The 22,096-nt window shown below is 61.8% G+C and carries 18 protein-coding genes; 11 read left to right on the top strand and 7 right to left on the bottom strand.

All coding sequences use genetic code 11. The features are described from left to right. The first annotated feature begins 114 nt into the window (after positions 1-114). Positions 115-2,235, top strand: coding sequence for a 5-histidylcysteine sulfoxide synthase (gene ovoA, locus PU634_RS09240; protein ID WP_306760516.1), 2,121 nt, complete (start codon positions 115-117; stop codon positions 2,233-2,235). Positions 2,236-2,380: 145 nt separating this feature from the next. Here ovoA and PU634_RS09235 read toward each other — a convergent pair whose 3' ends face one another. Continuing rightward, positions 2,381-3,799, bottom strand: a complete 1,419-nt coding sequence (locus tag PU634_RS09235; RefSeq protein WP_306760515.1) for a uracil-xanthine permease family protein — start codon at positions 3,797-3,799, stop codon at positions 2,381-2,383. Between the two features lie 275 nt (positions 3,800-4,074). Beyond that, the gene (gene ppsR / locus PU634_RS09230) at positions 4,075-4,887 is read right to left on the bottom strand and encodes a posphoenolpyruvate synthetase regulatory kinase/phosphorylase PpsR (RefSeq protein ID WP_306760514.1); all 813 of its coding nucleotides are present in this window, start codon (positions 4,885-4,887) and stop codon (positions 4,075-4,077) included. A gap of 184 nt (positions 4,888-5,071) precedes the next feature. On the opposite strand from ppsR, the gene ppsA reads away from it, so the two are divergent. From ppsA to PU634_RS09200, 6 genes are all read left to right on the top strand, one after another. After that, a complete protein-coding gene (gene ppsA, locus PU634_RS09225; protein WP_306763681.1) occupies positions 5,072-7,447 on the top strand; it encodes a phosphoenolpyruvate synthase in 2,376 nt (791 codons plus the stop codon). A gap of 230 nt (positions 7,448-7,677) precedes the next feature. Next, positions 7,678-8,373 carry a 7-cyano-7-deazaguanine synthase QueC gene (gene queC, locus PU634_RS09220; protein WP_306760513.1) on the top strand — a complete coding sequence of 232 codons (696 nt, stop codon included), beginning with the start codon at positions 7,678-7,680 and terminating at the stop codon, positions 8,371-8,373. Continuing rightward, entirely contained in the window at positions 8,373-8,729 is a 357-nt protein-coding gene (queD, locus tag PU634_RS09215) for a 6-carboxytetrahydropterin synthase QueD (RefSeq protein ID WP_306760512.1), read from the top strand. Before queC ends, queD begins: the two co-directional genes overlap by 1 nt. After that, positions 8,726-9,442, top strand: a complete 717-nt coding sequence (queE, locus tag PU634_RS09210; protein WP_306760511.1) for a 7-carboxy-7-deazaguanine synthase QueE — start codon at positions 8,726-8,728, stop codon at positions 9,440-9,442. Before queD ends, queE begins: the two co-directional genes overlap by 4 nt. Positions 9,443-9,592: 150 nt before the next feature. Next, complete coding sequence (locus tag PU634_RS09205; protein WP_306760510.1) at positions 9,593-10,399, top strand: MetQ/NlpA family ABC transporter substrate-binding protein; 807 nt, start codon at positions 9,593-9,595, stop codon at positions 10,397-10,399. Then, positions 10,392-11,252, top strand: coding sequence for an alpha/beta fold hydrolase (locus tag PU634_RS09200; protein ID WP_306760509.1), 861 nt, complete (start codon positions 10,392-10,394; stop codon positions 11,250-11,252). The genes PU634_RS09205 and PU634_RS09200 overlap by 8 nt, the downstream gene beginning before the upstream one ends. Before the next feature lie 9 nt (positions 11,253-11,261). Here the strand turns inward: PU634_RS09200 and PU634_RS09195 are convergent, their stop codons facing one another. Continuing rightward, positions 11,262-12,668, bottom strand: coding sequence for a YfcC family protein (locus PU634_RS09195; protein WP_306760508.1), 1,407 nt, complete (start codon positions 12,666-12,668; stop codon positions 11,262-11,264). Positions 12,669-12,713: 45 nt separating this feature from the next. Then, positions 12,714-13,940, bottom strand: coding sequence for a M20 aminoacylase family protein (locus PU634_RS09190; protein WP_306760507.1), 1,227 nt, complete (start codon positions 13,938-13,940; stop codon positions 12,714-12,716). A gap of 110 nt (positions 13,941-14,050) precedes the next feature. Here PU634_RS09190 and PU634_RS09185 point away from each other — a divergent pair, with 110 nt between their 5' ends. Continuing rightward, on the top strand, positions 14,051-14,995 hold the full coding sequence (locus PU634_RS09185) for a LysR substrate-binding domain-containing protein (RefSeq protein ID WP_306760506.1): 945 nt from the start codon (positions 14,051-14,053) through the stop codon (positions 14,993-14,995). Positions 14,996-15,022: 27 nt separating this feature from the next. On the opposite strand, the gene PU634_RS09180 is transcribed toward PU634_RS09185, so the two are convergent. From PU634_RS09180 to PU634_RS09170, 3 genes are read right to left on the bottom strand one after another with little or no spacing between them, the layout of a single operon-like run. Further along, complete coding sequence (locus PU634_RS09180) at positions 15,023-15,283, bottom strand: DUF1289 domain-containing protein (protein WP_306760505.1); 261 nt, start codon at positions 15,281-15,283, stop codon at positions 15,023-15,025. Between the two features lie 49 nt (positions 15,284-15,332). Then, entirely contained in the window at positions 15,333-16,607 is a 1,275-nt protein-coding gene (locus tag PU634_RS09175; RefSeq protein ID WP_306760504.1) for an NAD(P)/FAD-dependent oxidoreductase, read from the bottom strand. Between the two features lie 27 nt (positions 16,608-16,634). After that, the gene (locus tag PU634_RS09170; RefSeq protein WP_306760503.1) at positions 16,635-17,990 is read right to left on the bottom strand and encodes a glutamine synthetase family protein; all 1,356 of its coding nucleotides are present in this window, start codon (positions 17,988-17,990) and stop codon (positions 16,635-16,637) included. A gap of 192 nt (positions 17,991-18,182) precedes the next feature. Here PU634_RS09170 and PU634_RS09165 point away from each other — a divergent pair, with 192 nt between their 5' ends. Genes PU634_RS09165 through PU634_RS09155 form a run of 3 tightly spaced genes read left to right on the top strand, consistent with a single transcriptional unit; the run spans position 18,183 to position 22,053 of the window. After that, the gene (locus tag PU634_RS09165) at positions 18,183-19,541 is read left to right on the top strand and encodes a glutamine synthetase family protein (RefSeq protein WP_371319593.1); all 1,359 of its coding nucleotides are present in this window, start codon (positions 18,183-18,185) and stop codon (positions 19,539-19,541) included. Positions 19,542-19,571: 30 nt separating this feature from the next. After that, positions 19,572-20,945 (top strand): aspartate aminotransferase family protein, encoded by a 1,374-nt coding sequence (locus PU634_RS09160; RefSeq protein WP_306760502.1) that lies wholly within the window; start codon positions 19,572-19,574, stop codon positions 20,943-20,945. Position 20,946: 1 nt separating this feature from the next. Further along, a complete protein-coding gene (locus tag PU634_RS09155; protein WP_306760501.1) occupies positions 20,947-22,053 on the top strand; it encodes an extracellular solute-binding protein in 1,107 nt (368 codons plus the stop codon). Positions 22,054-22,096: the final 43 nt, after the last annotated feature.

Here is a 22,096-nt window from a genome sequence, read left to right as displayed (position 1 = left end):
ATGGGGCGGGACCGGTGAAGGAAAATTCTCACGGGCGGGTCCTCTGGCTCGGGTCTTCAGGCTTCTCATTTGGCCCATGCCAAGGTAACGTAAACAAAAAATGTGATCAGGGACATGTTTATGCACACACTGGCAGATGCCGTAACCCGGACGCCGCTGCTCACCGGCACGAGTCCGGCGCACAAGCGAGAGGAAATTCGCCGCTATTTTCACCAGACCTTCAGTCTCTACGAGGCGCTGTTCGACTGCATTGCCACCGAGGCCGCCTACTATTCCCGCCCCGAGCCCCTGCGCCACCCGCTGATTTTCTATTTTGGCCACACCGCGGTGTTTTTCATCAACAAGCTGGTGCTGGGCAAGTACCTGCCCGAGCGCATCGACGAACGGCTGGAGTCCATGTTCGCCATCGGGGTGGACGAAATGTCCTGGGACGATCTCAACGATGCTCACTACGACTGGCCCGGCCTGGCCCAGACGCGGGAGTACCGCCGCCGGGTGCGCGATACCGTGGATCGGTTTATCAGCGACATGCCGCTGAGCCTGCCCATTACCCAGGACAGCGCCGCCTGGATAGTGCTGATGGGTATCGAGCACGAGCGTATTCACCTGGAAACCTCCTCGGTGATCATGCGCATGCTCCCCCTGGAGCAGCTTCGGCCTCACCCCCTGTGGACGCCCTGCACCGAGACCGGACCGGCGCCACAGAACGCCCTGCTGCCGGTGGCAGGTGACACCATTACCCTGGGCAAACCCGCCGGCGCGGCCACTTACGGCTGGGACAACGAATACGGCAGCAAAACCGTGGAGGTGCAGCCCTGCCGGGTGTCGAAATATCTGGTGTCCAACGGCGAGTTCCTGGAGTTTGTGCAGGATGGGGGCTACCAAAAGCCGGAATACTGGACCGAGGAAGGCCGCCGCTGGCTGGGCTTCACTCAGGCCGGCATGCCCCGTTTCTGGCGGCAACATCACGGCGAATACCGGCAGCGCAACCTGCTGGAAGAAGTGCCGTTGCCGCTGAACTGGCCGGTGGAAGTGAACTACCTCGAGGCCAAGGCCTTCTGTAACTGGAAGGCGGTGCAAACCGGCCGCCACATTCGCCTGCCCACCGAGGCCGAATGGACCCTGCTGCGCAACCGCATCGACGCTGATCAGCCCGATTGGCCGCGGGCCCCGGGCAACCTCAACCTGGAGTATTTCGCCTCGTCCTGCCCGGTCAACCGGTTTGAGACCGGTGGCATTTACGACATTGTCGGCAACGTCTGGCAGTGGACCGAGACCCCCATTGACGGTTTTCCCGGGTTTGAGGTGCACCCCCTTTACGACGACTTTTCCACCCCTACCTTTGACAACCGGCACAACCTGTTCAAGGGGGGCTCGTGGATTTCCACCGGCAACGAGGCCACCCGTTACTCCCGCTATGCCTTTCGCCGGCATTTCTTTCAGCATGCGGGCTTTCGCTACATTGAATCCGACAACCCCGAGGTCCCTGTGGAGCCTGTAAACACCTACGAAACCGATGAGCTGGTTGCTCAGTACCTGGAATTTCACTATGGGGATGCGTATTTCGGCGTGCCCAACTATCCGGTAGCCTGTGTCAATGCGCTGCTGGGGCACCTGCCGCATGTGAGCAAGGGCCGGGCGCTGGATCTGGGCTGCTCGGTGGGCCGGGCCAGTTTCGAGCTGGCGCGCCATTTTGACCGGGTGGACGGCATCGATTTTTCCGCCCGCTTTATTCAGCACGGTTTTCAGCTCAAGGAAAGCGGCCAGACCCGGTTTGCCATTCCCACCGAAGGGGAGCTGGTGGAGTTCAAGGAGGCCAGCCTCGAACAAATGGGCTATGCCGGGGTGGCCGACCGCATCGAGTTTGTGCAGGGCGACGCCCACAACCTCAAGCCCCGCTTTACCGGTTACGATCTGATCTTCTGCGGCAACCTGATCGACCGGCTGTACGATCCGGCGGCGTTTCTGAGCAAGGTGCACCAGCGTCTGAACCGAAGCGGCTGCCTGGTGCTGACCTCACCCTACACCTGGCTGGAGGAATACACTCCCAAGGCCAGGTGGCTGGGGGGCATCAAGGTCAACGGCGAGAACTTCACCACCCTCGACGGCCTGAAGGCGGTCCTGGGGGAGCACTTTGAACTGGTGGGCCGGCAGGATATTCCCTTTGTCATTCGCGAGACCCGGCGCAAGTTTCAGCATACCCTGGCCGAGATGACGGTCTGGAAACTGAAGTAAACCGCATAAGCCAGTGAGGGGTAAGGGAAGAAAATTACCCCTCACACCCCACTCGTCTGTTGCCCTGTGGCAACCACAAAAAAGCCGGTCATTCGACCGGCTTTTGTCACTGTGGACTTTCATCCTTGCCCGCAGGCTTGCCCTTTCAGTTGCTGGCGTTGGCTTCGCGCAGCTGGGCGTTGTCGTTCTTGGCCTCGGATTTGACGGTGCCCTGGTTCATCTGGCGTTCAATTTCCTCGCGCTCGCGGGCTTCGTCCTTCAGGGACTTCTTGGGCAGTATCATGTTCAGTACAAAGGCCACGCTGGCGGCCACAATCACCGGCGAACCGATCAGCATGCGGGCGGTGTCACCCAGCTGGGCGATGGCCTCGGGCACGGCATTGATCCCCATGGCCAGCGCGACCGACAGCGCCACTATGGTGATGTTGCGGGAAGACAACTCGTCTTTGACCAGCAGCTGAATACCGGTCATGGTGATCATGCCGAACACGATAATGGTGGCGCCGCCCAGTACCGGGTAGGGAATGGTGGTCATCACGGCGCCGAACTTGGGCAGCAGGCCGGCAATGACCAGGAACACGGCGGCAATGCCCAGCACGTAGCGGCTGATCACTTTGGTCATGGCCACGATGCCCACGTTCTGGCTGAAGGAAGCGGTGGGCAGGGCACCGAAAATGGAGCCCACCAGGGTGCACAGGCCGTTGCCCAGCAGGCCGCCGGACAGTTCCTTGTCTTTCAGCTCGCGGTTCATGCCGCCGACCGTGGTGGCAGACAGGTCGCCGATGGTCTGCACCGAGTTCACAATGCAGATCACCACCATGGAAATCACCGCCGAGGCATGGAACTCAATGCCCATGGAGAAGGGCGTGGGCACAATGATCCAGGGTGCCTGGTGCAGGCTGGTGAAGTCCACCATGCCAAAGGCAAAGGACATCAGGTAACCCACGATAATGCCCACGATAATGGCGGCCAGGCGCAGGTAGCCCTTGCCAAACTGGGAGCACAGCAGTACCACCGCCAGGGTGGTGATGCCCACCAGCCAGTTCTGGCCACTGCCAAAGCCGTCGGCGTTGACATTGCCGCTGCCGGCCATGTACTTGATGGCGATGTCATACAACGACAGGCCGATCACCAGTACCACGGTACCGGCCACCACAGGCGGAAACAGATGGCGGATTTGCTTGATAAACAGGCCGACGATGATCATGGCGATACCGCCGGCGATCTGGGCACCGAGAATGCCGGGAATACCGTAAACAGAGCCAACGGCAATCAGGCTGGGTACATAGGCAAAGCCCACACCGAAAATGGTGGGTACGCCGGCGCCAAAGCGACCGACAGGGTAAAGCTGCAGCAGGGTGGAAATACCCGAGAACAGCAGGGCAAGTTGCACCAGCATCATGGTTTCCTGGCCATTGGCCCCGGACACCCCGGCCACGATAAGCGGCGGCGTTACCGCACCCATGATCATCGCCAGAATGTGCTGGAAGGAGAGCGGCAGTGCTTTACCGAAAGACGGCTTGCCGTAGTAATCGAATACCGATTTGCTTTGGCTGTGTTTCATTGCATAAGTCCCTGAGGGTTGCTCAAGTGAGTTGTTGTTCACTGCCTGCCGTCGTTATCTGGTTATATAAAAAGGCTGACAGAACCACACCGCAGTGTCTGAGCTTCGAGTTTGGCTCATTTGTGTCCAACTCATGGGGTGGCTGACCCCGTGGTTAATCACGGGGATCAATGTATACATTTTTGTAAACACCAAATCAATATTTTGTTCATATTTGCGAGTGGGACTGTGTTTCTGCTCGCAGTTTTTTGTGCTGGATCAATGCCGTTACCGCATTAGTAAATTTTGCGGCGTATGCCGGTGCGCTCCAGTATCTTGACCGAGATTTCCTCCACCGAGTGAAAGGTGGTGTCGATAAAGGGAATGGCCTCCATGCGGAACAGCCGTTCCACCTGGCCCAGCTCGTAACGGCACTGCTCTATGGTGGCGTAGCGGCTGTCGGCCCGGCGGCGCTGGCGAATTTCCTGCAGCCGGTTGGCGTCTATGGTCAGCCCGAACAGCTTGTGGCGGTTGGCCTTGAGCGCGGGCGGCAGGTTCATTTGCTGCATGTCCTGATCGATAAAGGGATAGTTGGCGACGCGAATGCCGAACTGCAGCGCCAGATACAGGCTGGTGGGAGTCTTGCCGCAGCGGGATACCCCCACCAGGATGATGTCGGCCTCGTCGTATTCCTTGGTGGTCACGCCGTCGTCGTTGTCGAGGGCATAGTTCACCGCATCGATGCGCAGATCGTAGTGGTGCCGGTTCTCCATGCTGTGGGCCTTGTGGGCCCGGGGCTCGGCCCTGACCCCCAGTTGCTGCTCGATGGGGGCGACAAAGGTATTGAGAAAGTCATAACACATGGCTTCGCTGGCGGTAATGATGCCCCGCAGCCGATCGTCGATGATGGTATGAAATACCAGAGGTTTCTTGCCGCTCTGGTGAAAACTGTCGTTGATGCGATCCCGTACCGCACGGGCCTTGTCTTCATCCTCCACAAAGGGAAAGGTCAGTTGCTCAAAGGGCAGGGGAAACTGGCTCAGCACCGCATGGCCAAACACTTCGGCTGTGATCGCCGTCCCATCGGAAACATAAAAAACCGTGTGCACAGGGCCTCCAGATCTCACTTTCGGGTATTGGGGCGGGCAGGGCGTTTACCCGCTTTTCGGGGCCATTGTAGAATCAAACCGTGTACAGGCCCACATCCTAACAACAATACCAGAGGCCCTGTTTTTACACAGAAATCAATTGTGATACGGATATCCCGAAACCCCTTTTTGTGGAGACGTGGCAGTGCAGGAATATGTGATTTGGTATGAACAACTCGGCATGCATGACGTGGACCGGGTTGGCGGCAAGAACGCCTCACTGGGCGAGATGATAAGCCAGCTGGCCGGCGCCGGTGTGTCGGTGCCCGGCGGCTTTGCAACCACCGCCTTTGCCTTTAACGAATTTCTCGAGCAGAGCGGGCTGAACGACAGGATTCACGACCTGCTCGACCGGCTCGACGTGGACAACATCGCCGCCCTGGGCGAAGCCGGCCGGACCATTCGCCAGTGGGTGATCGACACCCCGTTCCAGCCCGGGCTGGAAACGGCCATTCGCGAAGCCTACGACGAGCTGGCCGGCAAGGCCGGTGATGAGGCCTCGTTCGCGGTGCGTTCTTCCGCCACTGCCGAAGACATGCCCGACGCCTCTTTTGCCGGCCAGCAGGAAACCTTCCTCAACGTGCGCGGTCTGGACGCGGTGATGGAAGCCATCAAGCACGTGTTTGCCTCCCTGTTCAACGATCGCGCCATTTCCTACCGGGTGCACCAGGGCTACGACCACAAGGGCGTGGCGCTGTCCGCCGGCATTCAGCGCATGGTGCGCTCCGACATCGGCGCCTCCGGCGTGATGTTCACCCTGGACACCGAGTCCGGCTTTGATCAGGTGGTGTTCGTCACCTCCGCCTGGGGCCTGGGTGAAATGGTGGTGCAGGGCGCGGTCAACCCCGACGAGTTCTACGTGCACAAGCCCACCCTGACCGCCGGCCGACCGGCGGTGGTGCGCAAGACCCTGGGCTCCAAGCTGCAGAAAATGATTTACGCCAGTGCTCAGGAGCTGGGCAAGCAGGTGGAGATCAAGGAAACCAGCCGGGAAGAACGCCGCCGGTTCTCGCTCACCAACGACGAGGTGATGGAGCTGGCCAAGCAGGCCATGATCATCGAAAAACACTACGGCCGTCCCATGGACATCGAGTGGGCGAAAGACGGGGTGGACGGCAACCTCTATATTGTGCAGGCCCGGCCCGAAACCGTGCGCAGCCGCCAGGACGCCAACGTGCTGGAGCGCTTTGCCCTGAGCCAGAAGGGCGAAGTGATCGCCGAGGGCCGCGCCATTGGCCACAAGATTGGTGCCGGCACCGCCAAGGTCATCGACAGCATCGAGCAGATGGACGAAATCAAGGCCGGCGATGTGCTGGTAACCGACATGACCGACCCGGACTGGGAGCCGATCATGAAGCGCGCCGCCGCCATCGTCACCAACCGGGGCGGACGCACCTGTCACGCCGCCATCATTGCCCGCGAGCTCGGCATTCCCGCCGTGGTGGGCTGTGGCAATGCCACCGAACTGGTGCAGGACGGCCAGCAGGTGACCGTGTCCTGTGCCGAAGGCGACACCGGCTTCATCTATAACGGCAAGCTGGAGTTCAACGTCAACACCTCGGAAGTGGGCTCCATGCCCGCCTCGCCGGTGAAGGTGATGATGAACGTGGGCAACCCCGACCGGGCCTTTGACTTTGCCCAGTTGCCCAACGCCGGCGTGGGCCTGGCGCGGCTGGAGTTCATCATCAACCGCATGATCGGCGTGCACCCCAAGGCGCTGCTCAACTACGACAGCCAGAGCCCCGAGCTCAAGCTCAAGATCGACGAAATCATCGCCGGCTACGACAGCCCGCGGGAGTTCTTCGTGGCCAAGCTGACCGAGGGCATCGCCACCCTGGCCGCCGCCTTCTGGCCGGAGCGGGTGATCGTGCGCATGTCCGACTTCAAGTCGAACGAATACGCCAACCTGCTCGGTGGCGATGCCTACGAGCCGGACGAGGAAAACCCCATGCTGGGCTTCCGCGGTGCCTCCCGTTACATTTCCGAGGACTTCCAGGACTGCTTTGCCATGGAGTGCGAGGCCATGAAGCGGGTGCGGGGCGACATGGGCCTGACCAACGTCGAGATCATGATCCCCTTCGTGCGCACCCTGAAGGAAGCCGCGTCGGTCATCGACATTCTCGGCGAGAACGGCCTCAAGCGCGGCGAAAACGGCCTCAAGGTGATCATGATGTGCGAGCTGCCGTCCAACGCCCTGCTGGCGGACAAGTTCCTCAACTATTTCGACGGCTTCTCCATCGGCTCCAACGACATGACCCAGCTCACCCTGGGGCTGGATCGGGACTCCGGCCTGGTGGCGGGCTCCTTTGACGAGCGCGACGAGGCGGTGAAAACCCTGCTGGCCATGGCCATTCAGGCCGCCCGCAAGGCCGGCAAATACGTGGGCATCTGCGGCCAGGGCCCATCGGATCACGCCGACTTCGCCGCCTGGCTGGTGGAGCAGGGCATCGACTCCGTGTCCCTCAACCCGGACACCGTCATCGACACCTGGCTGTACCTGGCGGAGCAGGCCGGGAAGTAACGGTTCACCATTGAGTATCAAGGGCGCTTCGGCGCCCTTTTTTAGTGTGTAGTGCACCAGGGAATAGGGACTTGGGATGAGAGGGGAGTGCATCATGGCCAGTCCCCAGTCCCCAGTCCCCAGTCCCCAGTCCCCAGTCCCCAGACTTGCGCTTCCCGCCCACAGCGTTAAAATGCCCATCGCTTTTTTACCCGGTCGCAGCCTACCCGGACAAAACAAGGACACAACTTATGAAAGCACTGCTGATCTGCTCCGGCGGATTCGACTCTGTGACGCTCGCCTGGCGGCTGGCGGCGGAGGATTCCCTCGGCGCCCTGCTGACCTTTGACTACGGCCAGCGCCACAAAAAGGAAATCGACGCCGCCCGCCTGTGTGCCGAGCGCCTTGGTGTTCCCCATCTGGTGATGGACATCGGCCACATCGGCCGCCAGCTCTCCGGCTCGGCGCTAACCGACGACATCGATGTGCCCCACGGCCACTACAGCGAAGACAACATGAAGGTGACCGTGGTGCCCAACCGCAACGCCATCATGCTCACCATCGCCTTTGGTGTGGCCGCCGCCCGCGGCCTGGATACCGTCGCACTGGCGGTACACGGCGGTGATCACTTTATCTATCCCGACTGTCGCCCCGACTTTATTCGCCTGTTTGGCGAGATGCAGGCGCGCGCCCTCGACGGCGTGGCCGAGGTGGCGCTGCTGGCGCCCTATGTGAATGCCGACAAGACCGAGATCGCCCGGGACGCTGCCCGCTTCAAGGTGCCGGTGGCCGACACCTGGTCCTGCTACGAAGGCGGCGACATTCACTGCGGCCGTTGCGGCACCTGCGTGGAGCGCATCGAAGCCATGGCCCTGGCGGGTCTGGACGATCCCACTCCCTATCAGGACGATCAGTTCTGGCGCGAGGCGGTGGCGAGGGCGAAGTAATGTATACCATCAAAAAAGAGTTTCATTTCTCCGCTTCCCACCAGCTCAAGCAAATGCCCGACTGGCACCCCTGTGCCCGGCTGCACGGTCACAACTATGTGGTGGTGATCGAGCTGCAGAGCGAGCGGCTCGATCAGTACGGCTTTGTACGCGACTACCTCGAACTCAAGGCGTTCAAGGACTATATCGACGACCGGCTCGATCACCGTCACCTCAACGAGGTGCTGGGGGACGAGTGCACCACCGCCGAGCGGCTGGCTCGTCATCTGTATGACTGGGCGCGGGCGCGCTGGCCCGAGGTAAGCGCCGTGGCCGTGTCGGAAACCCCCAAAACCTGGGCGGAGTTCCGGCCATGATCGCCATCAGCGAAATCTTTGGCCCTACCATTCAGGGGGAAGGGGCGCTCACCGGGGTGCCCACCGTGTTTGTGCGCACCGGCGGCTGTGACTTTCGCTGCAGCTGGTGCGACACCCTGTATGCGGTCGAACCCCGTTTCAAGGCCGACTGGACGCCCATGAGTGCCGAGGCGGTACTGGCCGAGGTGGAGCGCCTGAGCGGCGGCCGGCCACTGCTGATTACCCTGTCCGGTGGCAATCCGGCGCTGCAACCCCTGGGGGAGCTGCTGAGCCTGGGCCATACCCGGGGTTACACCTTTGCCATCGAGACTCAGGGCAGCAAGGCGCAGGACTGGTTTGGCCTGCTGGATCACCTGACGCTCAGCCCCAAGCCGCCTTCCGCCGGCATGGCCTTCAGCCAAAGCCGGTTTGACGCCTGCCTGGCTGCCGCCGGGGTCAATACTCAGGTGACCCTCAAGCTGGTGATCGCCGACGAAGCCGACTACCAGTGGGCGCGGGAATTTGCCGCCAAGTACCCGCAATTGCCGCTCACCCTGCAGCCCTGCAACCCGGCGCCGGCCACCCCCGACGAGCCCGAGCGGGAAACCGACCTCGAGGCCCTGAATGCCAGGCTGCGCTGGCTGGTGGACAGAGTCACCGCCGACGGCTGGTTTAACGCCCGTGTGCTGCCTCAGCTGCATGTGATCATCTGGAATAACGAACGGGGCGTGTAAGCCTTGCCGCCCCTGTACGGTCAGGGGCGTTCTTTGTTGTTATTCGCCTCGCGTTTTTACCGTAAACGCATTGCCTGTTTGAATCCGCTCGAATAGTATGGACGTCTAAACGTCTGTTATGCACATTATTCAGGAATCACAGGAGTCGTCATGTCCCGCTTTTCCCGCGCCCTGCCGTGGCTGGCATTGTCATTGTGCTCGTTTCCCCTGTTGGCGGTCGACGAAGCCAAAAAGGAAATCGTTATCGGCACCACGGTGGGTGACTTCGCCGACATGGTCACCGAGTCGATCAAGCCCCAGCTCGAGGCCCTGGGCTATCGCGTCAAACTGGTGGAGTTTACCGATTATGTCATGCCCAACCTGGCCCTGGCAGAAGGCTCACTGGATGTTAACTGTTTTCAGCACAAGCCCTACCTGGATACCTTCAGTCAAAGCCGCGGCCTGACCCTGAGCCCCATCACCCAGGTGCCCACCGGCCCCATGGGGCTGTATGCGGGCAAGGCCGACTCGCTGGAACAGGTAAAGCAGGGCAGCACGGTCGCCATTCCCAACGATCCCACCAATCAGGCCCGGGCCCTGCTGATGCTGGAAGACATGGGCTGGCTCACTCTGAAAAAAGACATAGATCCGCTCAAGGCCAGCGAATTTGATGTGGCCGACAACCCTTATGGCATTAAGCTCATCATGCTGGAAGCGGCTCAGCTGCCCCGCTCGCGCCAGGATGTGGACTTCTCGGTGATCAACGGCAACTACGCCGCCTCCAGTGGCATTCCGTTCAGCGAAGGTCTCTTTCTGGAGCGCAGTTACGATTTTATCAACTGGGTGGTGGTGCGCAGCGAAGACAAGGACAAGGCCTTTGTGCAGGACGTGACTGAGGCCTATAACAGCGAGGCGTTCAAGGACTATGCCAGCAAACGCTTTGAAGGCTACAAGTACCCGGAATCCTGGCATGAATAAACCCAGAGAATTCCATATTGATGTGCATGGCCGCCGGCTGGCGGTGGTGGAGTGGGGCGACCCGAATGGCATCCCCCTGGTGGCCCTGCACGGCTGGCTGGATAACGCCGCCAGCTTTACCCCCCTGGCCCGGCGGTTGCCCGGTGTGCGGCTGATTGCCCCGGATCTGGCCGGTCATGGCCGCTCCGATCACCGGGCGCCGGGCCAGCCCTATTACATCTGGGACAATGTGGCCGATGTGCTGGCCCTGCTGGACGCCCTTGAGCTGAAACAGGTGGCATTGCTGGGCCATTCCATGGGGGCCAGCGTGGCCACCCTGTTTGCCGGCGCCTTTCCCGAGCGGGTCAGCCGGCTATTTTTGCTGGACGGTCTGGTTCCTCACGATTATGCCGCCGATACCCTGCCGGAACAGCTGGCCGCCGCTCTGGAAAAGGCCAAACGCCAGCGTCGCCGGGGGCCACGCTTCTATCCGGATTTTGAAAACGCGGTGACGGCACGCATGAACAGCCGCTGGCCGGTCAGCCGCGAGGCGGCCCGGCTGTTGCTGGCCCGGGGCATGGAGCAAACCGCTGAAGGCTGGCTGTGGCGCCACGATGGCGCACTGGTGCTGCCCTCTGTGGTGCGGCTGTGCGAGGCGCAGATCACCGCTTTTGTGCGCCGGCTGAGCATGCCGGTGTGGCTGATGATGGCAACGCAGGGCATTGGCATGGCACGGGTAGCGCCCTGGCTGGATCTGATCCCCGGGCTGGAGCTTGAGGTGCTTGACGGCGGCCATCATATGCATATGGACGAGCAGCCGGCGGCACTGATTGCCAACCGGCTGCTCGCAGGGCTCGGGGCTGAGCCCCGGTGAGGCCGGTACTCAGTAACCCAGGTGGGCGGCAATCACCATCAAAACCCAGCAGAAGGCATAAATGGGCACCATGATGGGCACGATCACCGGCAGCCACTGGGCGTAGGACACCCGCCCCAGTGCCAGCATGGCCAGGATGCCGCCGGCGGTGGGAATGAACAGGTTGGTCAGACCATCGCCGATCTGGAAGGCCGAGACCATCAGCTGCCGGCTCATGCCGATCAGATCCGCCAGCGGGATCAGTATTGGCATGGTGATCAGGGCCTGGGCCGAGCCGCTGGGAATAAACAGGTTGATGATGCCCTGAATAATGCTGGTCAGCACGGCGGCCAGGGCCACGGGCATGCCTTCCAGTACCGAGCTCAGGGACTTGACGATGGTGTCAATCACCCGGGCGTCCTGCAGAATCACCGGAATTGAGGCCGCCAGGCCAATCACCAGCGCGCCCGAGGTGACCGAGGAGGCCCCTTCCATCATGCGCTTGACCAGCTGGTTGGCGCTCATGCCCGCCGCCAGGCCGATGACGATGGCCATGATCAGAAAGACGGCGGAAATTTCCGTGATGTACCAGCCGCGGGTGAAGATCCCCGTCAGCAGGCTGATCAGGCCGATCAGAAAGATGCCGAGAATGGTCAGATCCTGGCGAGACAACCGGTATTCATGCAGTGCCTTGCTCATTTCCACCGGCTGCTCGTCATGAAACTCCATCTTGACCACGCGCAGGCAGATATAGGCCGCCAGCATACTCAGCGAGCCCAGCACCATCAACAGACGCAGGCCCCAGCCTGAGAACAGCGGCAGCTCGCCAATGCTCTGGGCTATGCCCACGGTATAGGGGCTGATGGGGGACAGGGCAAAGCCGATGCCGATGCCGCCCACCGCCATGGTGACGCCCACCAGCCGGGAGCAGCCCACCGCCGCCGCCACCAGCACGCCCAGGGGCACCAGGGCGATGTTGTTTTCACCCCCCACGGCCACGCCGAAGAAACCGTAGATAAAGGTACCCAGCACGATGATCAGGTTACGGCTTTTGGTGCTGTTGCTGGCGCCCACCTTGTTGGCGGCCACGCCGATCATGTTTTCCAGCGCCCCCGTGCTCTGCAGCACATGAAAAAGGCCACCGGCGATAAACACGATAAACAGGAAGGGGGCGGCATTGATCATGCCCTGGGGAATGGCCAGGAACAGGTCAAAAAAGGGCAGCGGCTCCACCCCGGTCAGATACGCGAAGGTATCGGGGATCACCCGGCTTTTGCCATCGATCACTTCCCGGGCGAACTCGCCGGCGGGAATGATAAAGGTCAGCAGGTAGACCCCGACCAGCACCATGAAGATCAACACCATGGGATCGGGAAACTCGTGAAACCACCTGCGTTGCTTTTTATCGCTCCCGGCACGGGGGTGGGACTGGTTCATATGTCTCTCCTTGAAGATGAAATCGCTGGCAACGGAGGACGCACGTCAGGGCTGCGCGGGCTGGCCGAAGTAACGGGCGACCAGGTTCACCAGAAAGGTGGCGGCGGTCTCCATGCAGTCGTCGTTGAAGTCGTAATGGGGGTTGTGCAGGCTGCAGGGTCCCAGCCGGGCACCGGCCTGGTGGCCGTTGTCGCCATTGCCGACCAGGAAGTAACAGCCGGGCACCTGCTCCAGAAAGTAGGCGCAGTCTTCGCTGCCGGTCAGTGGGGCGGTGGGGGCCTCGACACTGTCGTCACCGAACTGCTCCCGGGCGGTGTCCACCGCCAGCCGGGTCATGGCCGGATCGTTCATCAGTACCGGGTAGCCGCGCTGGTAGTCAATGTCGCACTGGCAGTCGAAGGCCGCAGCCTGAGCCTGGGCCAGGGTGCGGACACGGCGCTCCAGGGTGTCGCGCACGGCGGGATCCAGGGTGCGGATGCTGAGCTCCAGCTCGGCGGTGTTGGGGATCACGTTGGCGGCGCTGCCCGCCTGCATTTTGCCGACGCTGATCACCGCGACCTGGTTGGGATCCACATTGCGGCCCACTATGCTCTGCAGGGCCAGCACGGTGGCGGCCGCCGGCAGGGTGGGATCCTGGGACAGCTGGGGCAGGGCACCATGGCCGCCCTTGCCGATAAAGGTCAGTCTGGCGGTATCCGAGGACGCCATAAAGGCGCCTTCGCGAAAGCACAGCCTGCCCACGGGCACACCGGGAAAGTTGTGCAGAGCAAAGAGCGCATCACAGGGGAAGCGTTCGAACAGGCCTTCGTCGAGCATGCGCTGGGCACCGCCGCCGCCGCCCAGCTCCTCGGCCGGCTGAAAAATCAGGGTCAGGGTGCCGCTGCCGGTCAGTCCCTGCTCCCGCTGGCGGCGGGACATGGCTTCGGCCACGCCCAGCAGGATGGCGGTGTGGCCGTCGTGACCACAGGCATGCATTTTGCCATCCACCTGGCTGGCCCAGGGCAGGCCGGTGGCTTCCTGAATGGGCAGGGCATCCATGTCGGCACGCAGGCCCAGGCGAAGGCCAGTGCCGTCACCCCAGCGCAGCACCCCCACCACGCCGGTGACGGCAATGCCGGTATGCACCTCGTAGCCCCAGGTCCTGAGGCGATCGGCCACCAGCTGGCTGGTGGAGAACTCCTCAAACCCCAGCTCCGGGTGCTGATGGATCTGGCGGCGCCAGGCTTTCATCTGGTCGAGGTCTGGTTTGATGTCGATGTTCACTGTCGTCATAATACTCCCTGACTGGTGGTTTCTGCGGCGGCGGGAAATAGTGTCAGCCATCAGCGATAGTGAAAAGGCAGAAAATTTTGCCTGGTGACAACTTTTGGTAATCATGTGATATGAAAGATCATCAGCTCAGGGCGCTGGTTAAGGTGGCCGAAGAAGGCTCTATTCGCGGAGCGGCCCGCTCCCTGCATCTGAGCCAGAGTGCGCTGACCAAGGCGCTGCGGGAGCTGGAGGCCGATCTGGGCACTCAGCTGCTGATCCGCAGCTACCGGGGGGTTGAATTTACCCCCGCGGGCCAGACCTTGCTGACCCGGGCACGCCTGGCCTTGTCAACCCTGGACAGGGCGCGCGATGAAATTCGCTGGCTGCGGGGAGGGGCCGGGCTCAAGGTCACCGCCGCCGTAACCACGGCCGTTGCCTCGACCGCTCTGCCAGCGGTATTGAGCGAGTTTGAGCGAGAATTTCCGGATGTGAGTCTGCGGTTTGTGGAAGGTATGCTGACCACGGTATTGCCCGGTCTGCTGGAAGGACAGCTCGACTTTGCCATTGCCGTGGCCGAGCCGGAACAGTTGCCTTATGAGATCCTGTTCGAGCCCCTGACTCGTATCTTTTCCGAGCCGGTGGCGCGGGAAGGGCATCCGTTACTGGCCGCGACCGACTGGTCACAGATGGCGGATGCCCGCTGGGTGCTGAACCTGGCCACCGGCAGTTCGGCCCAGCAGCTGGTGAACTGGCTTGATACACAGGGAGCGACGCTGTCACAGCGCATTGTGCATTGTGACTCCCCCTTGCTGATGGTGGAGCTTATTCGCCGGACCGATCTGGTGGGTTTTGGCCCGCGGGTTTATTTTGAGGATCCACTGTCCGGTGGTGGCCTGTCCTGTTTTGATTCCCTGCCCAGGTTTCCGGCTCACGCGCTGGGCTTGCTGACCCTCAGGGGAGTACCGCTGAACCTGGGAGCGGAGCGCCTGGTCAGCCTGTTTCGACGCCGGATCACCGAACTGGAGCTGGGGGCTGTCAGCCCCGGGCCGGGGATAGACAGAGAGGAGAGTGAATAAGGTGTCGTGGCAAAGCGAGCGGAGCTATTACAGCGGCAGGGAATCCTGCGGCGGTACCGGCTGCTGTTCAAGCTCCAGCTCCAGTTGTTTTTTACGGGCGGCGGCCAGCACCCGGCGCTTGCGATCCTGGCACAGGCGGATCACCTCCCGGCGCTGGGCGGGAGTGAACTTGAGCCAGTTAAAGCGCTCTTCCCGGCTGCGAAAGCAGCCCTTGCAGTAGCCCCGGTTGTTGACCTGGCAGACGCCGATGCAGGGGCTGGGGACATCAAAAAACTCCAGTTGCTCCATTGAGCCGCCTCCCTGTTACCGCCTTCACTGGAGCATATTCCGCTCATTTTTACAACAGATCCCGCAGCCGGTACCAGGCCATGGCCAGCACCAGCGCCGGGGTGCGCAGCAGCCGGCCGCCGGGAAAGTCGTGGTGGGGAATACGGGAAAACAGATCAAAACGCTCGGCACTGCCGGCGATGGCGTCGGCCATCAGGCTGCCGGCCATGCCGGTGAGGGCCATGCCGTGGCCGGAGAACCCCTGGGCAAAATACACATTGCCGTTCAGCCGGCCAAAGTGGGGGGCCCGGTTCATGGTAATGCCCACATAGCCGCCCCAGGTGTATTGCTGTTTGACCCCGTCCAGTTGCGGAAACACATGGCGTAGGCGCGTGCCCATGGACGCCGCCAGGTTCACCGGATCCAGACCCGAGTAACTGACCCGGCCGCCGAACAGCAGCCGGTGGTCGGCACTCAGGCGAAAATAGTCGAGCACAAAGTTGATGTCGGCCACCGCCATGTTGTTGGCAATCAATGACTCGGCCCGTTCCTTACCCAGTGGCTCGGTGGCGGTAATATAGGTGCCCACCGGCATGATCTTGCGCTCGATATCGGGGGCGATGCCGTCAAGGTAGGCGTTGCCGCACAGCAGCAGGTGACGGCAGCGCACCACGCCGTGAGGGGTGTGCACCACCGGGTGCTCACCCTGTTCAATGCGGGTGGCGGGGGTGTATTCAAAAAACCGCGCGCCGGCCTCGGCGGCGGCTTGCGCCAGCCCCAGGGTGTAGTTGAGCGGATGCACATGGCCGCTGGCGGCATCGTAGAGGCCGCCGAGATACGCCTCGCTGCTCATCTGCTCACGAACCTGCTCCTTGCTCCACATTTCCAGAGAGTCGTAGCCATAATCCTTGCGCAGGCTGTCGGCCCAGTGCTCCAGCTCCTTCATGTGGCGGGGTTTGACCGCCGCATGCAGGTGACCGTCGGCCAGATCGCACTGAATGTGGTGCTGGTCGATGCGCCGGCGCATTTGCGTGAGGGCTTCCACCGAAATGTCCCACAGCTGCCGGCTGACGGTGTCGCCCACCAGCCTTTTAAGGGTGGCCTGCTCGCAGGCATAGCCGAAAATCATCTGACCGCCGCTGCGCCCCGAGGCGCCCCAGCCCACTCGCCGGCTCTCCAGCACCGCCACGCTGTAACCCCGCTCCGCCAGATTGAGTGCCGCGGCACAGCCGGTGATGCCGGCGCCCACAATGCACACGTCCGCTTCCAGATTTTCGTGCAGGGCGGGATGAGCGGGGGCCGGGTGGGCGGAGGCGGCGTAATAGGAATCGGCGTGTGGCTGCATAAAGGCTCCTCAAAAGGTCAAGAGATCTTAAACCAGGTGCTGATACCACTGGTACTCCAGCGGGGTTACGTGCTGATCGAATTCGGCCAGCTCAAAGCGCTTGTTGATAAGGTAGGCCCGGTGAAACTCCTTGCCCAGGTATTGCGACAGCCGGTGCGACTGGGCAAAACGGTCGAGGGCATTTTGCCAGCGATAGGGCAGCAGCGGCAGGTCCAGCTTGTTGGCATCGCCCTGAATGGGCGCGGGCGGATGCAGCTGCTCGGTCAGACCGTAATCCACCGCGGCGAGAATGGCCGCCACCACCAGATAGGGGTTGGCATCGGCCCCGGCTACCCGGTGCTCCAGCCGGGTATTGGCGGGGTCGCCGGACGGGATGCGCACCGCCACGGTGCGGTTGTCAAAGCCCCAGCTGGCGTGCAGGGGCACAAACATATGCGGCTGCAGCCGGCGGTAGGAGTTGGCGTTGGGAGCAAACAGCGCCATCGACTCGGGCAGCATGCTGAGAGTGCCGGCAATGGCCTGGCGCAGCAGCTCGTGATCGCCGGCAAACACATTGTTGCCGTCGTCGTCGAGCAGGCTCACATGAATATGCATACCGGAGCCGGCCTGGCCGTTGTAGGGCTTGGCCATAAAGGTGGCGTACATGCCCTGCTTGATGGCAATGGCCTTGATCGCCCGCTTGAGCAGAATGGCCTGATCGCAGGCGGCCACGGCATCGTGCTGATGGGTGAGGTTGATTTCAAACTGGCCCGGGGCGTATTCGGCCACGGCGTTGTCGGCGGGAATGTGCTGCAGTTTGCATACCTCGGCCACCTGCACCAGAAAGTCCTCCCAGCTGTCGAGATCGTCCAGGGAATACACCTGAGTGTCGTGCATGCGCTCGTCGGTGCCGGGCAGTATGGGCGGCTGCGGCAGGCCGTCGGCGCCTTCCTTCTGATCCACCAGATAAAACTCCAGCTCCACCGCCACGCAGGGGTGCAGCCCCTTTTCCTTGAGCCGGGTAAGTACGCCCTGCAGCACATGGCGCGGATCGGCGAAAAACGGGCTGCCATCGAGATCTTCCATGGTCATCAGGATCTGCCCGGAGGGGATCTTGTGCCAGGGCACCGGCGCCAGGGTATGGGGCAGCAGCCGGCATACCCGATCGCTGTCGCCCTGGGCCAGGCCCATGCCGGTTTCCTCCACCGTCTGGCCGGTAATGTCGAGGGCAAACACCGAGGCGGGCAGGCTGACGCCCTGCTCCAGCGCCTTGGCAAAGGCGCTGGTCTGAATGCGTTTGCCGCGGATCACGCCGTTGATGTCGCACAGCATGAGATCGATGGACTGAAAGGCCGACCAGGGCGCGTCGGCGGGACTTTTGGCGGTGTCTCGGGCCTTGTGCATGGGGTTTTCCTTAACGCCGGGTGAAAGCACGGCTGTTTAATATTTACGAAATTTTGTTAAATAATAATGCCGGTAAATTAACACTTATTAAAACAATCTTTTTACTTGCTCGTTGGCTATGTCTATGTCTAGCATACTTTTACACCAATATGGACTATGCTGACGAGTGTGTTTTTCACCCAGAGCTTCACTATGAGTGTTCAAGATCCTGAAAATCGCGATATGGAGTGGCTGCGTCAGTGGATGCAGCGGCATGCCATTACCGAAGTGGAATGCCTGTTGCCCGACTTTACCGGCAATGCCCGGGGCAAGATACTGCCCGCCAGCAAGTTTCTGAAGGAAGGCGGCATGCGCCTGCCCGACAATATCTTTCTGCAGACCGTGAACGGCGACTGGCCCGATGACGAGAGCATCGACTGGACCGAGCGCGACATGGAGCTGCACGCCGACATCAACACTCCCCGGCTGGTGCCCTGGGCCAGCGAGCCCACCGCCCAGGTGATCCACGACTGCTTCAACGCCGACGGTGAGCCGGTGGAAATCGCCCCGCGCAGCGTGCTGCGTCGGGTATTGAAACTTTATGAACGGGAAGGCTGGCGCCCGGTGGTGGCACCGGAGCTGGAATTCTTTCTGGTGAAGAAAAACGAGGACTGGGATTACCCGCTGGAGCCGCCCATCGGCCGCAACGGCCGGCCGGAAACCGCCCGTCAGTCGTTCAGCATTGATGCGGTCAACGAGTTCGATCCCATCTTTGAGGAAATGTACGACTTCTGCGAGGCCCAGGAGCTGGAGGTGGACACTCTGATCCACGAGTCGGGTGCTGCCCAGATGGAGGTGAACTTCATTCACGGCGATGCCCTGGATCTGGCGGATCAGGTGTTTCTGTTCAAGCGCACCATGCGCGAGGCGGCCATGCGCCACAATGTGTACGCCACCTTTATGGCCAAGCCCATGAAAAACGAACCGGGCAGTGCCATGCACATTCACCAGAGCCTGGTGGACGCCGACGGCAACAACCTGTTTGCCAACCCGGACGGCAGCCACAGCGAACTGTTCCTGCACTATATCGGCGGCATGCAGCGCTATATTCCCAGTGCGGTGGCGCTGTTTGCCCCCAACGTCAATTCCTACCGCCGGCTGGCCTTTGGCGATTCGGCGCCGCGCAATATGGCCTGGGGGGAAGACAACCGCACCGTGGGGCTGAGGGTGCCGCGTTCGGGCCCGGCGGACCGGCGTATTGAAAACCGTTTTGCCGGCGCCGACGCCAACCCCTACCTGGCGCTGGCGGCCAGCCTGGCCTGTGGTTACCTGGGCATGAAGCAGGGCATAGCGCCCACTGACGAGGTGGAGGGCAATGCCTACGACATGCCCTTTGGCCTGGCCCGCAGCCTGGAAGAAGCCCTGCTGGAGCTGGAGCAGTGCGAGGAGCTGCGCGAGATGCTGGGGCCGCGCTTTGTGCGCGCCTTTATCGCGGTCAAGCGCAAGGAATATGAAGCCTTTTTCACGGTGATCAGCGCCTGGGAACGGGAGTTTCTGCTGCTGAACGTGTAACTCAACCACCATGTCGACAGGGAGTTGACCATGCCGGAGTTGAACAAGGGAGCGGTGCAACGGCTGGATGCGGCCCATCATCTGCATCCCTTTACCGACAGCCGGGCGCTGCGGCAAAAGGGCGCCCGGGTGATCGAGCGGGGTGAAGGGGTTTATCTGTGGGACGCCGCCGGCCGGCGCATTCTCGACGGCATGGCCGGGCTCTGGTGCGTGAACCTGGGTTACGGCCGGCAGGAGCTGATAGAGGCCGCTCATGCACAGTTGCAGCAGTTGCCCTATTACAACCTGTTTTTCCAGACCACCCATCCGCCGGCGGCCACGCTTGCCGCCACCCTGGCCGGGCTGCTGCCCGGCGAGCTGCAGCAGCTGTTTTTTACCGGCTCCGGCTCCGAGTGCAACGACACCGTCGTGCGCATGGTGCGTCATTTCTGGGCCCAGCAGGGCCGGCCCGAGCGCCGGGTGATCATCAGCCGGCACAATGCCTACCACGGCTCCACCCTGGCCGGCGCGTCCCTCGGCGGCATGGCGCCGATGCATGCGCAGGGGGGACTGCCGCTGCCCGACATGGTGCACATTGACCAGCCTTATCACTTTGGTGAAGGGCAGGGCACAGATCCGGATGAGTTTGGTCTGGCGCGGGCGAGGCAGCTTGAGCAAAAAATTCTCGAGCTCGGCCCCGAGCGGGTGGCGGCCTTTATCGGCGAACCCGTTCAGGGCGCCGGCGGCGTCATTATTCCCCCCGCCAGCTACTGGCCGGAAATTCAGCGCATTTGCCGAAAATACGACATTCTGCTGGTGGTGGACGAAGTCATCTGCGGCTTTGGCCGCACCGGTCACTGGTTTGCCAGCGAATATTACGGCCTGCAGCCGGATCTGCTGTGCATGGCCAAGGGCATTACCTCCGGCTACATCCCCCTGGGCGCGGTGGCGGTGGGCGCCAGGGTGGCGGAAGGACTGATCGACGGCGGCGAGTTCTTTCATGGCTTTACCTGGTCCGGTCACCCGGTGGCCTGCGCCGTGGCCCAGGCCTGTATCGAGGTGATGAAACAGGAACACATTGTCGAGCGGGTGCACGATGATATTGGCCCCTACCTGCAACGGCGCTGGGCCAGCCTGGGGGATCATCCCCTGGTGGGGGAAACCCGGGGCCTGGGGCTGCTGGCGGCGCTGGAGCTGGTGGCCGACAAAACCACCCTGGCACGTTTTCCCGAGGCCGCCGGTGCCGGCCTGGTTTGCCGCGAACACTGTTTTGAGCAGGGGCTGGTGATGCGCGCGGTGGGCGACACCATGATCATTTCACCGCCGCTGGTGATCAGCCGTGAGCAGGTGGACGAGCTGGTGGACAAGGCGCGCCGGGCCCTTGATTTGACCCTTCATACCCTGAGCAACCAACAAGGAAAGTAGCATGAGCAACAACCCTGTGTTTAAAGCCGGCCTGCTGGCCGCCGGTGTGGCCCTGGCCCTGAACGTGCAGGCCGAGGAGCCGGCCCAGGTCAATTTCTACAACTGGTCCGACTATATTGCCGAAGACACCCTGGCCAGCTTCACCAAGGAGACCGGCATTGAAGTGACCTACGATGTGTTCGACTCCAACGAGGTGCTGGAAGCCAAGCTGCTCGCCGGCAACACCGGCTTTGATGTGGTGGTGCCCACCGGCGACTTTATGGGCCGGCAGATCCAGGCCGGGGCCTTTTTGCCGCTGGACAAGTCAAAGCTGACCAACTATGGCAATCTCGATCCGCGCATCATGGCGTTGCTGGAAGACAAGGATCCGGGCAACCGGTATGGTGTGCCCTATCTGTGGGGCACCACCGGCATTGGCTTTAACGTCGACAAGGTGAAGGAAGTGCTGGGAGAAGACGCTCCGGTGGACTCCTGGGATCTGGTGATGAAGCCCGAGAACCTGGCCAGACTCAGCCAGTGCGGCGTGGCCTTTCTCGATGCGCCCACCGAGATCTTTGCCGCCGCCCTCAACTACCAGGGCATGGATCCCAACAGCACCAATGTGGCCGACTACAATGGCCCCGCCACCGAGCTGATGATGCAGCTCAGGCCCCATATCACCTATTTTCATTCCTCCAAGTACATCAACGATCTGGCCAACGGCGACATCTGCGTGGCGGTGGGCTGGTCCGGCGACATTCTGCAGGCGCGGGACCGGGCCGACGAGGCGGAGCGGGGCGTGAAGGTGGCCTACCGCATTCCGAAGGAAGGCGCGCTGATGTGGGTGGACATGCTCACCATTCCCAAGGACGCCAGGCATCCGGACAATGCTCATCAGCTTATCAATTACCTGCTGAAGCCCGAGGTGATCGGCGGCATTTCCAACTATGTGGCCTATGCCAACCCCAACAAGGCGGCCAGCGAGTTTGTGGATAAGGACATTCTCAACGATCCGGGCATTTACCCCAGCCAGGAAGTGGCGGAAAAGCTCTATACCGCCAGGCTGCTGCCGCAAAAGGTCAACCGGGCCATTACCCGCGCCTGGACCCGGGTGAAGACCGGCAAATAAGCAGGTCTGCCACGCGCCGGAGCATCAGCAGGGTTACCTTCTT

It is taken from the genome of Oceanimonas pelagia (genome assembly GCF_030849025.1).
Taxonomy (GTDB): domain Bacteria; phylum Pseudomonadota; class Gammaproteobacteria; order Enterobacterales; family Aeromonadaceae; genus Oceanimonas; species Oceanimonas pelagia.
The sequence above is the reverse complement of the archived record's forward strand: the minus strand, read 5'-3'. Positions and strand labels throughout refer to the sequence as shown.

Excerpts from the sequence above, each read along its gene's own strand:
- PU634_RS09200 (WP_306760509.1), top strand. The coding sequence starts at position 10,392 with ATGAATAAACCCAGAGAATTCCATATTGATGTGCATGGCCGCCGGCTG.
- queD (WP_306760512.1), top strand. The coding sequence starts at position 8,373 with ATGTATACCATCAAAAAAGAGTTTCATTTCTCCGCTTCCCACCAGCTC.
- queC (WP_306760513.1), top strand. The coding sequence starts at position 7,678 with ATGAAAGCACTGCTGATCTGCTCCGGCGGATTCGACTCTGTGACGCTC.
- PU634_RS09205 (WP_306760510.1), top strand. The coding sequence starts at position 9,593 with ATGTCCCGCTTTTCCCGCGCCCTGCCGTGGCTGGCATTGTCATTGTGC.
- PU634_RS09190 (WP_306760507.1), bottom strand. The coding sequence starts at position 13,940 with ATGACGACAGTGAACATCGACATCAAACCAGACCTCGACCAGATGAAA.
- PU634_RS09185 (WP_306760506.1), top strand. The coding sequence starts at position 14,051 with ATGAAAGATCATCAGCTCAGGGCGCTGGTTAAGGTGGCCGAAGAAGGC.
- PU634_RS09165 (WP_371319593.1), top strand. The coding sequence starts at position 18,183 with ATGAGTGTTCAAGATCCTGAAAATCGCGATATGGAGTGGCTGCGTCAG.
- PU634_RS09180 (WP_306760505.1), bottom strand. The coding sequence starts at position 15,283 with ATGGAGCAACTGGAGTTTTTTGATGTCCCCAGCCCCTGCATCGGCGTC.
- queE (WP_306760511.1), top strand. The coding sequence starts at position 8,726 with ATGATCGCCATCAGCGAAATCTTTGGCCCTACCATTCAGGGGGAAGGG.
- PU634_RS09195 (WP_306760508.1), bottom strand. The coding sequence starts at position 12,668 with ATGAACCAGTCCCACCCCCGTGCCGGGAGCGATAAAAAGCAACGCAGG.
- PU634_RS09155 (WP_306760501.1), top strand. The coding sequence starts at position 20,947 with ATGAGCAACAACCCTGTGTTTAAAGCCGGCCTGCTGGCCGCCGGTGTG.
- PU634_RS09170 (WP_306760503.1), bottom strand. The coding sequence starts at position 17,990 with ATGCACAAGGCCCGAGACACCGCCAAAAGTCCCGCCGACGCGCCCTGG.
- PU634_RS09175 (WP_306760504.1), bottom strand. The coding sequence starts at position 16,607 with ATGCAGCCACACGCCGATTCCTATTACGCCGCCTCCGCCCACCCGGCC.
- ovoA (WP_306760516.1), top strand. The coding sequence starts at position 115 with ATGTTTATGCACACACTGGCAGATGCCGTAACCCGGACGCCGCTGCTC.
- PU634_RS09235 (WP_306760515.1), bottom strand. The coding sequence starts at position 3,799 with ATGAAACACAGCCAAAGCAAATCGGTATTCGATTACTACGGCAAGCCG.
- PU634_RS09160 (WP_306760502.1), top strand. The coding sequence starts at position 19,572 with ATGCCGGAGTTGAACAAGGGAGCGGTGCAACGGCTGGATGCGGCCCAT.